Source organism: Nocardioides yefusunii (assembly GCF_004014875.1).
In the GTDB taxonomy this organism is placed as follows: Bacteria; Actinomycetota; Actinomycetes; order Propionibacteriales; family Nocardioidaceae; genus Nocardioides; species Nocardioides yefusunii.
The window spans coordinates 2,300,590-2,314,485 of sequence record NZ_CP034929.1 but is presented as its reverse complement, the minus strand read 5'-3'; the positions used below and the strand labels follow the sequence as shown (position 1 = coordinate 2,314,485).

The 13,896-nt window shown below is 69.6% G+C and carries 15 protein-coding genes; 13 read left to right on the top strand and 2 right to left on the bottom strand.

All coding sequences use genetic code 11. From position 1 onward, the window contains the following. The first annotated feature begins 15 nt into the window (after positions 1-15). Positions 16-765 (top strand): ribonuclease HII, encoded by a 750-nt coding sequence (locus EOV43_RS10520; protein WP_128221245.1) that lies wholly within the window; start codon positions 16-18, stop codon positions 763-765. Positions 766-806: 41 nt separating this feature from the next. Beyond that, entirely contained in the window at positions 807-1,115 is a 309-nt protein-coding gene (locus EOV43_RS10515) for a DUF2469 domain-containing protein (protein ID WP_128221244.1), read from the top strand. An 84-nt stretch (positions 1,116-1,199) separates the two neighbouring features. On the opposite strand, the gene EOV43_RS10510 is transcribed toward EOV43_RS10515, so the two are convergent. After that, the gene (locus EOV43_RS10510) at positions 1,200-2,540 is read right to left on the bottom strand and encodes a CE1 family esterase (RefSeq protein WP_164878699.1); all 1,341 of its coding nucleotides are present in this window, start codon (positions 2,538-2,540) and stop codon (positions 1,200-1,202) included. A gap of 225 nt (positions 2,541-2,765) precedes the next feature. Between EOV43_RS10510 and EOV43_RS10505 the strand changes: the two genes are divergently transcribed. The 4 genes from EOV43_RS10505 to EOV43_RS10490 are packed head-to-tail and all read left to right on the top strand — an operon-like array spanning position 2,766 to position 6,855. Then, positions 2,766-3,146, top strand: a complete 381-nt coding sequence (locus EOV43_RS10505) for a YraN family protein (protein ID WP_128221242.1) — start codon at positions 2,766-2,768, stop codon at positions 3,144-3,146. Continuing rightward, positions 3,146-4,720, top strand: coding sequence for a YifB family Mg chelatase-like AAA ATPase (locus EOV43_RS10500; RefSeq protein ID WP_239022085.1), 1,575 nt, complete (start codon positions 3,146-3,148; stop codon positions 4,718-4,720). The genes EOV43_RS10505 and EOV43_RS10500 overlap by 1 nt, the downstream gene beginning before the upstream one ends. Next, positions 4,717-5,844, top strand: a complete 1,128-nt coding sequence (dprA, locus tag EOV43_RS10495) for a DNA-processing protein DprA (protein WP_128221240.1) — start codon at positions 4,717-4,719, stop codon at positions 5,842-5,844. The genes EOV43_RS10500 and dprA overlap by 4 nt, the downstream gene beginning before the upstream one ends. Positions 5,845-5,880: 36 nt before the next feature. Continuing rightward, on the top strand, positions 5,881-6,855 hold the full coding sequence (locus EOV43_RS10490) for a tyrosine recombinase XerC (RefSeq protein WP_128221239.1): 975 nt from the start codon (positions 5,881-5,883) through the stop codon (positions 6,853-6,855). A 33-nt stretch (positions 6,856-6,888) separates the two neighbouring features. Here EOV43_RS10490 and EOV43_RS10485 read toward each other — a convergent pair whose 3' ends face one another. Continuing rightward, positions 6,889-7,410, bottom strand: a complete 522-nt coding sequence (locus EOV43_RS10485; RefSeq protein WP_128221238.1) for a M23 family metallopeptidase — start codon at positions 7,408-7,410, stop codon at positions 6,889-6,891. A gap of 435 nt (positions 7,411-7,845) precedes the next feature. Here EOV43_RS10485 and rpsB point away from each other — a divergent pair, with 435 nt between their 5' ends. From rpsB to rlmN, 7 genes are all read left to right on the top strand, one after another. After that, a complete protein-coding gene (rpsB, locus tag EOV43_RS10480) occupies positions 7,846-8,688 on the top strand; it encodes a 30S ribosomal protein S2 (protein ID WP_128221237.1) in 843 nt (280 codons plus the stop codon). A gap of 44 nt (positions 8,689-8,732) precedes the next feature. After that, the gene (tsf, locus tag EOV43_RS10475; RefSeq protein WP_128221236.1) at positions 8,733-9,545 is read left to right on the top strand and encodes a translation elongation factor Ts; all 813 of its coding nucleotides are present in this window, start codon (positions 8,733-8,735) and stop codon (positions 9,543-9,545) included. A gap of 142 nt (positions 9,546-9,687) precedes the next feature. Further along, positions 9,688-10,404: a UMP kinase gene (pyrH, locus tag EOV43_RS10470; protein ID WP_206611311.1), complete on the top strand. Its 717-nt coding sequence runs from the start codon at positions 9,688-9,690 to the stop codon at positions 10,402-10,404. A 176-nt stretch (positions 10,405-10,580) separates the two neighbouring features. Then, a complete protein-coding gene (gene frr, locus EOV43_RS10465; protein WP_206611475.1) occupies positions 10,581-11,135 on the top strand; it encodes a ribosome recycling factor in 555 nt (184 codons plus the stop codon). Positions 11,136-11,158: 23 nt separating this feature from the next. After that, entirely contained in the window at positions 11,159-12,034 is an 876-nt protein-coding gene (locus EOV43_RS10460) for a phosphatidate cytidylyltransferase (RefSeq protein ID WP_128221233.1), read from the top strand. Positions 12,035-12,154: 120 nt separating this feature from the next. Further along, positions 12,155-12,691, top strand: coding sequence for a hypothetical protein (locus tag EOV43_RS15455; RefSeq protein WP_164878698.1), 537 nt, complete (start codon positions 12,155-12,157; stop codon positions 12,689-12,691). A 48-nt stretch (positions 12,692-12,739) separates the two neighbouring features. Next, positions 12,740-13,864, top strand: a complete 1,125-nt coding sequence (gene rlmN / locus EOV43_RS10450) for a dual-specificity RNA methyltransferase RlmN (RefSeq protein ID WP_128221231.1) — start codon at positions 12,740-12,742, stop codon at positions 13,862-13,864. Positions 13,865-13,896: the final 32 nt, after the last annotated feature.

Genomic DNA, 13,896 nt, shown 5'->3' with positions numbered 1-13,896 from the left:
GAGCACTGACCCGACGTGGTTGCAGCAGTCCCCACCCTGCGCACCGAACGCAGCATCATCCGTGAGGGCTACCCGCTGCTCGCCTGCGCCGACGAGGTCGGCCGCGGAGCACTGGGTGGTCCCGTCAGCGTCGGCATGGTCGTCGTCGACGCCGACACCCGCACCGCACCTCAGGGCGTCAAGGACTCCAAGCTGGTGCCGGCCAAGCTCCGTGAGGAGCTCGCGCCGAAGGTCCGCCGCTGGGCCGTGGCCCATGCGGTGGGTCATGCCAGTGCCGCCGAGATCGACGCCCACGGCATCGTCGTGGGGCTGCGCCTCGCGGCCCAACGGGCACTGGCCGGTCTGGGGGTCGTTCCGGACCTGGTCCTGCTCGACGGCAACCACGACTACCTCACTGCTCCGGAGCAGTTCTCACTCTTCGACGCCCCGCCCACCGCCTGGGACCTCGACGGCACGCCCGAGGTGGAGGTGCCGCCGGTGCGCACCGAGATCAAGGGCGACATGCGGTGCGCCGGTGTCGCGGCGGCCAGCATCCTGGCCAAGACCGAGCGCGACGCGATCATGGCCGAGCTGGCGACCGAGCACCCGGGCTACGCGTGGGAGGTCAACAAGGGCTACGCCTCGCCCGACCACGTCGCGGCGTTGGCCACGCGTGGACCCTGCGTCCAACACCGTCGTTCGTGGAGCCTGCCGGGCGTGAACGCCGCCCAGCCGTCGGGCACGGGTTCGGGCGTCCGACCCGCGACGGCGGGCGTCGCGGACTAGGCTCTCCTGCGACCACGTCCGGCCACGCGAAGGGAACGAGCATGAGTGCCGAGGACCTCGAGAAGTACGAGTCCGAGATGGAGCTCACGCTCTACCGCGAGTACCGCGACGTCGTGCAGCTCTTCAAGTACGTCGTCGAGACCGACCGACGTTTCTACCTCTGCAACCAGGTGGACGTGAAGGCCCGCGGTGAGTCCGGCGAGGTCTTCTTCGAGGTCTCGATGAGTGACGCCTGGGTGTGGGACATGTACCGTCCGGCGCGGTTCGCCCGCAACGTCAAGGTGCTGACCTTCAAGGACGTCAACGTCGAGGAACTCAACCATCCCGACATGGACCCCTCCGAGGCCTGACGCCCGGCCCCACCAGCACGCGAAGGCCTCACCGGTCCAGAACCGGTGAGGCCTTCTGCGTCCGGAGAACCGGGGACCGGCAGGTCAGAGCCCGGTGTCGGTCGAGATCGGCTCGAGTGCCAGGACGTCGTCGATCACGACGGGTGTGTCGGTGTCCACGAAGTCGTACTCCGTCATCGTCCACATGTCCATACCGGGCACCGGGATCGGGTAGCCGCCGTTCTCGGTGTGCATCGTGACCATGATGGTGTAGCTCCCGGGCAGGGAGAACCCGTCGGCACCGAAGATCGAGTAGCTCACCGGCACCTCGTAGGAGACCTCCTGCCCCGGCTGCACGTCACCGGGGGCGAACTGCATCGTCATGAACGCCAGCGGAGCGGTCGTGGGAGTCACCTCACCGGGGGCGTAGACCACCACGGCGCCCTGGGTGGGGGTGCTGGGAATCGTCTCGGGGAACTTGAGGGTGAACTTCGCGGTGGTGTTGGCCTCGGCGATGGTCTTGTCGTTGCCACCGCCAGCAGGTGCGGACTCAGCCTCCTGGGTGCGGGGCAGTGCGGTGAACGTCGACCAGATCGCGTCCCCGGCGATCGAGGGCCAGGCGTGGCCCTGACGCTCCTCGCCGGCGCCTTCGTTGTGCATGCACAGGTGCACCGGGTAGGCGTTGGTGGCCTCGACGGTGCCGTCGGCCGTTGGGTACTGGGTGCAGGAGTCGTGCGTGCCGGGCTGACGGACGCCGGTGTCGAGGCCGTTGTACCGGGCCCAGAACTCACTGGTCTGCTGGGCGAGAGCGAACGGGACCACCGGGTCGGAGGTGCCCTGGACCTGGATCACCGCCACCGATCCGGTGCAGCGCGTCGACATCAGGACGCCGGCCGCCGGTGCGATCGCGCGGACCCGGTCGCCGAGCTGGCAGCCGATCTCGTGCGACATACCGGCGCCGCTGCTCTGGCCGGTGACGAGGACGTTGTCGTGGTCGAAGGTGACCTGATTCTCCAGTTGGTCCAGGACGGCGGCGACGTAGGGGACGTCGCGCTCGGTGACCCACTGCCGGGTTCCGTTCGTGCTGACCAGCGCCTCGGGATAGACCATGATTGCGTCGTCGCCGACGGCGTCGGCGAGGTTGTAGGTGTCGTCGAGCCACTTCGCGTGCGACCCGCCGGTGCCGTGCAGGGCCAGCACGAGCGGGAGCGGTTCGCCGTCGGGGGAGTAGCCCTCGGGCAGGTCGAGGTAGTACTGGCGTTCGCCGTCGGCGCTGACCAACGGGTGCAACCCGGTGGAGGCGGCGGGCAGGTCGACGCCCTCGGCCTCGTCGGCCGATCCGGCACACCCGGAGGCGAGCAGGGCCAGGGCAGCCAGGGCTCCAGCGGCGCGGGCAGTGGCTCGGCAGCGTGTTGCCGAGGGGAAGAGGTGACGCGAGAGTGACACGTTTTCTCCGTAGGGCTGGGTGGACGGACGCCGGCCAGTGTGGAACGGCGGCGGCCCCTTCTCCCGGCGTGAGGGCCAACTGGTCCGGACAGGTGTCCGGCCCCGGGCTCCCCGTCGGCACTGTCCCCAGCTCCGTCGCTGCTCTCCGGCGCAGCCGGGACGAGGCCGCGACGCTGGCAGGCGCCGTGGTCGACCGGGCCGACGGACCTGCAGGAGGGAACGACGATGACCAGCAACCGCACCACCCACAACGCTCGCCTCGGCCGATGGGGCGAGGAGGTCGCCCGCCGGCACCTGCTCCGGGCCGGGATGACGCTCCTGGACCAGAACTGGCGCGGCCCCTCGGGCGAGGTCGACCTGGTCCTGCGCGACGGCGCCGAGGTGGTGGTCTGTGAGGTGAAGACCCGCACGTCGTCGTTGCGTGGCACCCCGCACGAGGCGGTCGACGAGACGAAGGCGGCACGGTTGCGCCTGCTCGCTGCCGAATGGGTACAGGCCCATCCTGAGGCGGGCGCCGACCCCGGCGCGGTCCGCGTCGACCTGGTGGCGGTGCTGCGTCCACGCGGTGCCGCCCCGCGCCTCGAGCACGTGCGGGGGATCTGTTGATGCTGGCGACCTCGCGCACCGTCGTGCTGCAGGGATCGCTGGGACACCTGGTGGAGGTGCAGGTGGACATATCGCCCGGCGTCGTCGGGGCGACCATCGTCGGACGTCCCGACGCCTCCCTGCTGGAGGCCCGCGACCGGGTACGGATGGCGATCACGCACTGCGCCGCTCCCTGGCCCGCGACCCGACGCGTCACGATCCTGCTCGCCCCGGCCGACCTGCCCAAGCGCGGCACCCACTTCGACCTCGCGATCGCGGTGGGGATCAAGGCAGCGGACGGGACCATCCCCGTCGACGCGCTCACCGGCACCGTCTTCGTCGGAGAACTCGGGCTCGACGGCGGTCTGCGCCAGGTGCCCGGAGTGCTCCCGATGGTGATGGCGGCAGCAGCCGCAGGAATCCGTCGGGTCTTCGTCCCCGAACCGTCCGCGGTCGAGGCGGCCCTCGTGCCGGACATGGAGGTCTTCGGAGTGCGGTCCTTGGCCCAGGTGGTGGCGCAGTTGCGCGGAGACGAGGTGCCAGTGGCGACCCCGGTCGGGGCAAGCGGCGGCACCAGCCTGCTGAGTTGGCGGGGCGAGGACCGCCGCGACGACGTCGACCTCTCCGACCTCGTCGGCGTGGCCGATGCCCGATTCGCGCTGGAGGTCGCTGCCGCCGGCGGACACCACCTGCTGCTGTCCGGTCCGAAGGGAGCAGGCAAGACGTCGTTGGCCGAACGCCTGCCCACTCTCATGCCTGACCTCACCCGCGAGGAGTCCCTGGAACTCACCGCACTGCACTCCCTGTCGGGCTCCGGGACGCGTGGCCTGATCCTGCGTCCGCCGTTCCTTGCCCCCCACCACGACGTCTCCAAGTCGAGCCTCGTCGGGGGAGGAAGCGGCAGGGTCCGGCCAGGTGAAATTTCCCTGGCCCATTGCGGAGTTCTCTTTCTGGACGAGTTCCCGCTCTTCCGCACCGACGTCATCGAGGCGCTGCGCCAGCCGTTGGAGAGCGGCGAGATCCGGGTGGTGCGCGGCGACGAGTCGGCGCTCTTCCCGGCGCGGAGCACCGTGATCCTCGCGGCCAACCCCTGCCCGTGCGGGGAGTACCGGGCCGTGGCCCGGGAGAACCGGTGCACCTGCCCGGAGGTCGCACGTCGTGAGTACCGGCGCAAGGTGAGTGGACCGATCGCCGACCGGGTCGACGTCGTGCGACACCTGCTGCCCACTGGTCCAGCCGACACCGACCGATTCGCTGTGCGGGAGAGCTCTGCCGAGGTCCGCGTCCGGGTCACCGACGCCCGCGCCCGCCAGGCAGCTCGGTACGCGGGACTGGGCTGGCGGCTCAACTCCCAGACACCGGGCCACCTGCTGCGCGAGGAGTGGCCTCTGCCCGACGCCGGACAGGCCCGCCTCGACGACCACGTCTACTCCGGACGGCTCAGCCGTCGTGGTGCCGTGCGGGTGCACCGACTGGCATGGACGGTGGCCGATCTCTCCCGACGCGAGCGCCCGTCCGACCTCGACGTCGACGTCGCTCTCGCACTGCGCACCGGCGCCGAGTTCTCCCTCGCTGCACTGGGGCGTGCCTCATGAGCGCGCTCGACGAACGGCTCGCCCGGGTCGCACTCAACTGGCTCACCGAACCGGGCGACCCCCGCGTCGCGCGACTCGTCGAGGACCTCGGTGCCGTCCGGGTCCACGAGCACCTGCTCGCCGAACGCGACGTCCACGGACTCCACACCGACGTCGCCGCCCGGCTCGAAGGATTCGACGTGCATCGTCACCTCGACGAGGCCGAGAAGACCGGAGCGCGGTTCGTCGTCCCGGGGGAGGAGGAGTGGCCCACCCGGCTCGACGCCCTGCGCGACGCGCCGGTGCTGAACGAACGTGGGGGAGTCCCTGTCGGGCTGTGGGTCCGGGGACCGCTCGACCTCGCCGGCCTCACCCGCTCGGTGGCAGTCGTGGGCTCCCGTTCGGCCACCACGTACGGCACCCAGGTCGCGGCCGAGATCGCACACGCCGTGGCTCGGGCCGGGAGCGCGGTGGTCTCCGGAGCCGCGTTGGGCATCGACCAGGCCGCGCATCGGGGCGCACTGGCAGGCAACGGGGCCACCGTGGCGGTGCTGGCCTGCGGCGTCGACCGGATCTACCCGGCCGCCAACCGGGCTCTGGTCGAGCACGTCCTGGACGTGGGCGCGGTGGTCTCCGAGGCCGCCCCGGGACGGGAACCGACCCGGATCAGGTTCCTGTCCCGCAACCGAGTGATCGCAGCACTGTCGGAGGTGACCGTGGTGGCGGAGGCAGCTCTCCGCTCGGGCGCGCTCAGCACGGCGACGTGGTGTGAACGGCTCAACCGTCCGTTGCTCGGTGTCCCGGGGCCGGTCACCAGTGCCCAGTCCCAGGGCGTCCACGAACGGCTGCGGTTGGGGCGGGCCCACCTGGTCACCTGTGGCGAGGACGTCCTGGAGTACGTCGGACGTCCGGGGGAGCACCTCACCGACGCCCGCCACGGCGAGACGATTCCGCGTGACCGGCTCCCGTGGCGACAGAAGCAGGTGCTGGAGGCGTTCCCGGCCGTGGACGTCGTGGACGCACCGGCGCTGGCCCGGGCGGCAGGCATCGGGATCCGGGAGGTGCAGGGAGCGCTGCTCCGCCTCGGCGCCCACGGATGGGTCGTCCAAGAAGGGGAGGGGTGGCGTCTGGGCCGGCACGGGTGAACCGATCCGGGGAGCCGGCGTGCCTAGGATGTGCAGGTGAATTACACCGAGCCGGACGAGAGCGCAGGCTCCCTCGACGACGGCCCCGAAGACCGCCTCGTCGACGAGGCGACGGCGGCCCTGCTCGGCGAGTTCGAACGACATCTGGCGATCGAGCGGAACCTCTCCGAGCACACGGTGCGTGCCTACCTCCTCGACGTCACCGGGATGCTCGAGCACGCTGCCCGTCTCGGCGTCACCGAGGTGGCCGCGATCGACCTCGCGGTGCTCCGCAGTTGGCTGGCCAACCTGCAGACCCGCGGCAAGGCGCGCAGCACGATGGCGCGTCGGGCCAGCGCGGTACGGGTCTTCACCGCGTGGCTGCGCCGCACCGGCCGCACCGAGACCGACGCCGGCTCGCTCCTGCTCTCGCCCAAGCGTGCGAAGTCCCTGCCCTCGGTGCTGCGGGTCGAGGAGGCAGCGGCCGTGCTCGACGGCGGTCACGAGGAACCGGGGGAGACCACGCCCGTCGGTCTGCGGGACACAGCCCTCCTCGAACTCCTCTACGCCACCGGGATCCGCGTGGGGGAACTGGTGGGCCTCGACGTCGACGACGTGGACGACGAACGTCGGGTCGTGCGGGTCATGGGCAAGGGAAGCAAGGAACGCACGGTGCCGTTCGGGCTCCCCGCGGCGCGGGCGCTGCAGCTGTGGCGTACCCAGGGCAGGCCGGCCCTCGCCACGCACCGTTCCGGCCCCGCTCTCTTCCTGGGCGCCCGGGGAGGACGCCTGGACCAGCGGGTCGTACGCGACCTCGTGCACCGTCGGGTCGCAGCAGTTCCCGGGGCCCCCGACATGGGGCCGCACGGATTCCGGCACACCGCAGCGACCCACCTGCTCGAAGGTGGCGCCGACCTCCGTTCGGTCCAGGAACTGCTGGGACACGCCTCGCTGTCGACCACACAGATCTACACCCACGTCAGCACCGACCGGCTGCGCACCGCCTACCGTCAGGCCCACCCCCGCGCCTGATCTGGCGCCTGATCTGGCGCGAGATCTGAGCGCTCAGCCCGTGAGCGGGAGCAGCCGGACCCGGGGCACCGCCACCAGCGTCAGCGGATCCAGGTAGACGAGGTCACGACCGGTACCGGTCCGCAGACCCCAGTGCAGGCACAGCATCGGCGCACAGTGCGAGCCCACCGGCGTCAGGGTCCCCACCTGCTTGCCGCGCCTGACGACGTCCCCGACCCGCAGCGTCGTCACCACCGGTTGGTAGGTGCTCCGGGTGCCGTCATCGTGCTGGAGGCTCACCCCGGGAACTCCGGCGACGACCCCGGCGAACACCACCGTCCCGGACAGCGCCGCGTGCACCGGCTGCCCGGCCACCCCGAGCAGGTCGACACCGCGGTGCCCGGTGCCCCACCGCACGTCCGGGGCCCGGAACGGCTCGACGAGGGTGGGGCGCCCGGTCAGCGGCCACGACCCGACGGCCCGCTCCGGGACCGCCTCCGCGGGCGGCCCACCGAGCAGAACGGCACAGGCCAGGGCGAGAGGGACGGGGGAGCGCAGCCGGGCAGGTCGGGTCATGGTCGGAGCGTGGCCTCCCGGGAGCCCGACGGCGTCGCGACGCCGATGCCCTGGGGAGGAGGTCCCCGATGCTGCGGGGGTGTCGTGCCTGTGCGTGCGAAGTGGTCCTGCAGGGCTGCTCACAGCCGTCGGATCCGGTGCTCGGAGGAGGTCGGGATCAATTCGCTCCGTCGTCGTGCGGTGGCGTACTCTTGTCGGCGCAGCCCTCACGGGCTGACTACGCGTGCCCTCTCGCCGCGTCGCGGGCCCTCCGGCCCACGGCTCACGCGGGTGCCGTCCTCAGTTCCACCCGGTGGAGACACCACGGTGGATCGGCCGGCACGGGGCACCAGGGCGACCGGCATCCGTCGGGAGCATGAACTGAAAACCTGACGCAGCACCGTTGCCCGCACACCTGTGCGGGCTCGTCGTGCGCGTCCCACAAGGAGACACATCATGGCAGTCGTGACCATGCGCCAGCTGCTCGACAGCGGCGTCCACTTCGGACACCAGACCCGTCGCTGGAACCCGAAGATGAAGCGCTTCATCCTCACCGAGCGCAACGGCATCTACATCATCGACCTTCAGCAGTCGCTGGGTTACATCGACCGCGCCTACGCCTTCGTCAAGGAGACGGTGGCCAAGGGTGGTCAGATCATGTTCGTGGGTACCAAGAAGCAGGCCCAGGAGGCCATTGCTGAGCAGGCCACCCGCGTCGGCATGCCCTACGTCAACCAGCGCTGGCTCGGCGGTATGCTGACCAACTTCCAGACGGTCGCGACCCGTATCGCCCGCCTGAAGGAGCTCGACGAGATCGACTTCGACGACGTCGCCAGCTCCTCGCGCACCAAGAAGGAACTGCTTCAGATGCGTCGCGAGCGCGACAAGCTGAACAAGTCCCTCGGTGGTATCCGCGAGATGTCCCGCGTTCCCGCCGCGATCTGGATCGTCGACACCAACAAGGAGCACCTGGCTGTCGAGGAGGCCCGCAAGCTGCGGATCCCGATCATCGGCATCCTGGACACCAACTGCGACCCCGACACCGTCGACTTCCCGATCCCGGGCAACGACGACGCCATCCGCGCCGTTGGTCTCCTCACCCGCGTGATCGCCGACGCTGCTGCCGAGGGCCTCATCGCCCGCTCCGGCGGCAAGGGCGCTCCGGCCGAGCCGCTCGCCGAGTGGGAGGCGGAGATCCTCGCTGGCGAGGCCGCTGAGGCTCCCGCCGCTGAGGCTCCGGCCGTCGAGGCCGAGGTTGCTGCTGAGGCTCCGGCCGAGGCTGCTGCCGAGTCCAACTGACGCCAGTCAGTCGTCCACAGACCAACTTTCGAGGAAGAGGATTCATGTCCAACTTCACCGCTGCCGACGTCAAGAAGCTCCGTGAGCTCACCAGCGCCGGCATGATGGACTGCAAGAAGGCGCTGACCGAGACCGACGGCGACTTCGACAAGGCTGTCGACCTGCTCCGCGTCAAGGGCACCGCCAAGGCTGCCGCCCGTGCCGCCGAGCGCGAGGCCTCCGCCGGCCTGGTCGTCACCGCTGGTGGCGCCCTGGTCGAGCTGAAGTCGGAGACCGACTTCGTCGCGAAGAACGCCGACTTCATCGCTGCTGCCGAGAAGATCGCCGCTGCTGCGGACGCCGCCAAGGCGACCGACGCCGAGGCCCTCAAGGCTGTCGAGCTGGACGGTTCCACCGTCGGCGCGATCGTCGAGAACCTCGCCGTCACCATCGGTGAGAAGATCGAGCTCGGCCGCGTCGCCTACTTCGACGGCGAGACCGTCACCTACATGCACAAGCGTGCAGCTGACCTCCCGGCCGCCGTGGGCGTGCTCGTGGAGTTCGAGGGTGACGCTGCTGCTGCCAAGGCTGCCGCCATGCAGGTTGCCGCCATGAAGGCTCAGTTCCTCACCCGCGACGAGGTCGACGCCGACGTCGTCGCCCGCGAGCGCGACGTCATGACCGCGAAGACTCTTGAGGAGGGCAAGCCGGAGGCTGCCGTCGCCAAGATCGTCGAGGGTCGCCTGGGCGCCTTCTTCAAGGAGATCGTCCTCCTCGAGCAGGAGTCGATCAGCGAGTCCAAGAAGTCTGTCAAGCAGGTTCTGGACGCTGCCAACACCACCGTCAAGCGCTTCGTCCGCTTCGAGGTCGGTGCCTGATCCCTGAGGGATCACTCGAGCAACACCATGCAGGAGGCCGGTTCGGTGGATCACTACGAGACCATCGAGCCGGCCTTCTCGTATCTTCAAGACTGACGAAACCCTGGGAAGACCACCGCGGCCTCCCGCGAAAGGAACTGGTGTGACCACCTACAAGCGCGTCCTGCTCAAGCTGTCCGGCGAGGTCTTCGGCGGCGGAGCCGTCGGCGTGGACCCGGACGTCGTCTCCCAGATCGCCCGCCAGATCGCTGAAGTGGTCAACTCCGGTGTCCAGGTCAGCATCGTCGTCGGCGGTGGCAACTTCTTCCGCGGCGCCGAGATGCAGCAGCGCGGCATGGACCGTTCCCGCGCCGACTACATGGGCATGCTGGGCACCGTCATGAACTGCCTCGCACTCCAGGACTTCCTGGAGAAGGAAGGCATCGACACCCGCGTCCAGACCGCCATCACCATGGGCCAGGTCGCCGAGCCGTACATCCCGCGCAAGGCGATCCGCCACCTCGAGAAGGGCCGCGTCGTGATCTTCGGCGCCGGCGCCGGCATGCCGTTCTTCTCCACCGACACCGTCTCGGCGCAGCGCGCGCTCGAGACCCGCTCCGAGGTCGTCCTCATGGGCAAGCAGGGCGTGGACGGCGTCTACACCGCCGACCCCCGCAAGGACCCCACGGCGACCAAGCTCGACACCCTCACCTTCCAGGACGCCCTGCAGAAGGGTCTGCAGGTCGCCGACGCGACCGCGTTCGCCCTCTGCATGGAGAACAACATGCCGCTGATCGTCTTCGGCATGGAGGACGAGGGCGCCATCCTGCGCATCGTCCAGGGTGAGAAGATCGGAACGCTGGTCCGCTCCGAGGCCTGAGCCCCGAGAACCACCGCACGACGTCGTCGGGGCCTGCTCCTGGTGGGGCAGGCCCCGCACCAGCACCACCCCCCCGAGAACAACGCAGCACAACGCAGCACAACGCAGCACCACCGAGCACCACATCCGAGTGCCGCAGACACGGCACCACGCAGCAGCGAGAGTAGGTAGACGTGATCAACGAGATCCTCACCGAGGCCGACGAGAAGATGACCAAGTCGGTCGACGCCACGCGCGAGCAGTTCAACACGATCCGCGCGGGTCGCATCAGCCCGGCCGTCTTCAACAAGCTGGTCGTCGAGTACTACGGCTCCCCGACGCCGATCCAGCAGCTCGCGACCTTCTCGGCCCAGGACGCGCGCACCATCCTGATCCAGCCCTTCGACCAGTCCGCCGTCGACGCCGTCGAGCGCGCCGTGCGTGACTCCGACCTGGGCGTGAACCCCTCGAGCGACGGCCGCGTCCTGCGCTGCGTCTTCCCCGAGCTCACCCAGGAGCGTCGCAAGGAGTACATCAAGCAGGCCAAGGCCAAGGCCGAGGACGGTCGTATCGCCGTGCGCAACGTCCGTCGTCAGTCCAAGCAGCTCCTCGAGGGCCTCGAGAAGGACGGCGAGGTCGGCAAGGACGACGTCGCTGGTGCCGAGAAGAAGCTCGACGCCCTCACCAAGAAGGGCACCGACGCGATCGACGAGATGCTGAAGAAGAAGGAGGCCGAGCTGCTGGAGGTCTGAGACCTCCTGCAGCACGCATCCTGATGAGTACTCCTGCCTCCACGGCCCCGGCGCCGAAGAAGGACCACGGCCGGGCGGGCCGCAACCTGCCGGCAGCGATCACCTCCGCGGTGGTCCTGCTCGGCATGTGCGCCGCCACCCTGTGGTTCTGGAAGACTGCGTTCATCGTCGTCGTCGCGGCTGCCATCTGCATCGGCGTCTGGGAGCTCGGTCGTGGCCTGAAGGCCAAGGACATCGACCTCCCGCAGGCGCCGCTGATGCTCGGCGGCGTCGTGATGGTCGCGACTGCCTACTTCTTCGGTGCCGAGGCGCTGGTGACCGCCACCGCGGTGACCGCCCTGGTCACGATGCTGTGGCAGCTGCGCCAGGGCGTCGACGGCTACGTCCGCAACGCCACCGCGGGAGTCTTCACGCTGATCTACGTCGCATTCCTCGCCTCGTTCGTCGGACTGCTGCTCTCCGAGGGAGGCAGCACCGGGTTCGAGCGGTGGGATGACGGCGTCAAGGGCATCGTGATCTTCGTGCTCATCACCGTGGCCTCCGACACCGGTGGCTACGTCGCCGGTGTGCTGTTCGGCAAGCACCCGATGGCCCCGGTGATCTCGCCCAAGAAGTCCTGGGAGGGCTTTGCCGGTTCGATGATCGCCTGCACCGCCGCCGCGACCCTGATGGTCACGGGCCTGCTCGACGGCGACTGGTGGGTCGGCGTCCTGCTGGGCGTGGTCGGCGCCGTCATGGCGACCCTGGGTGACTTGGTGGAGTCCGTGATCAAGCGCGACATGGGCGTCAAGGACATGTCGCAGGTGATCCCCGGTCACGGTGGTCTGATGGACCGTCTCGACTCGCTGTTGGCGACCGTCGCCCCGACCTGGTTGATCCTGCACCTGCTGGTCTTCTGAGACCGCTGCACGCACGCTCGGCTCTCATGCCGAAGGAGGCACCCCGCCCGCGTGGTGGGGTGCCTCCTGCCGTTGCGGCTGCCATGATTCAGGACATCAGGCGATGTCAGGGGGAGTGGCATGAGCAGTGACCTGCGCGACGGTCCATGGTCCGGTCCCGAGCACCGGTTCCAGAGCCTTGGCACCGGGCTCCGTCGGCCCGACGTCGACGCCGCGGCGGTCATCGGTGTCGAGCAGCCAGCTGTGGAGCGGAGCAGGGAGAACGACAGGGAGAACGACGGGAAGAGCGACGGGAAGAGCGACGGGAAGAGCGACGGGAAGAGCGACGGGAAGAGCGACGGGAAGAGCGACGAGGCGTGGATCGGATCCCCGGCCCCCGCACCGATCCGTCCCGCGTTGCTCGGCTTCTACGCAGGCCTCCTGACGATCGCCCTCGTCCCCGCACTCTGGGCGACCCTGCTCCGGGTCACCGTCGGACCGAACCACACCGAGACCTACTTCTGGTGGGTGCTGAGCGTGTTCGTGGTGCCGCTCGCCCTGATGCTCGCCGAGCGCACCCGCCGGCTCGGGGCCTGGATGCTGGCGGGAATGGTGGTGACCCTCGTGGTGGTCGCCGTCACCACGACAGCCGTGCTCTGGGTGATGGTGAACACCTGAGCCGGTGACGGTTCGACGCCTGCGGCACACCGGTGGGAGAATGGCGAGATGTCCGAGAACCTCCCGCTGCTGCCGCTCGTGTTCGACGAGCCGCGAGGCCGCAAGAAGCCGCCCCCGCACCTCGCCGACTTCGACGAGGCAGGTCGCAAGGAACTGCTGGTCAAGGCTGGCCTGCCCGGGTTCCGTGCGAAGCAGCTCTCGAACCACTACTTCGCGCGTCTGACCAACGACGCCGCCGACATGACCGACCTCCCGGCCGGTCAGCGCGACGAGCTCGTCGCCACCCTGCTGCCCACCCTGATGGACGGGATCCGCGTCCAGACCGCCGACAAGGGCACCACCGTCAAGACGCTGTGGAAGCTCTTCGACGGCGCGCTGGTGGAGTCGGTGCTGATGCGCTACAAGACCCGCACCACCGTCTGTGTCTCCAGCCAGGCCGGCTGTGGCATGGCGTGCAGCTTCTGTGCCACCGGCATGGGCGGCCTGCAGCGCAACATGTCGACCGCCGAGATCGTCGAGCAGGTCGTCTCCGCCAACCGCACCATGGCCTCGGGCGACATCCCCGGTGGCCCGGGTCGCGTCTCCAACGTCGTCTTCATGGGCATGGGCGAGCCGCTGGCCAACTACAAGGCGGTCGTCGGCGCCGTGCGTCGTCTCACCGACCCGGCCCCGGCCGGTCTCGGCATGAGCGCGCGCCACGTCACGGTCTCCACCGTGGGCCTGGTCCCGCGCATCCTGCAGCTGGCCGAAGAGGGCATTCCCTGCACCCTCGCGCTGTCCCTGCACGCGCCCGACGACGAGCTCCGCAGCGAGCTGGTCCCGGTCAACACGCGCTGGTCGGTCGACCAGACCGTCGAGGCAGCCTGGACGTACGCGAAGACCACCAAGCGTCGTGTCTCCATCGAGTACGCCATGATGCGCGACATCAACGACCAGGCCTGGCGTGCCGACCTGCTCGGCGACGTCCTGAACAAGTTCGGCGACTGGCCGTGGGTCCACGTGAACCTGATCCCGCTCAACGAGATCCCGGGCTCGAAGTACACCCGCTCGCGCGACGAGGACACCGACGAGTTCGTGCGTCGTCTCGAGGCCAAGGGCATCAGCACCACCGTGCGTGACACCCGCGGCGACGAGATCGACGCCGCCTGCGGTCAGCTCGCTGCGTCTGAGTGACCTGCTGCTGCGTGACTGAGTGATCTCCTCGG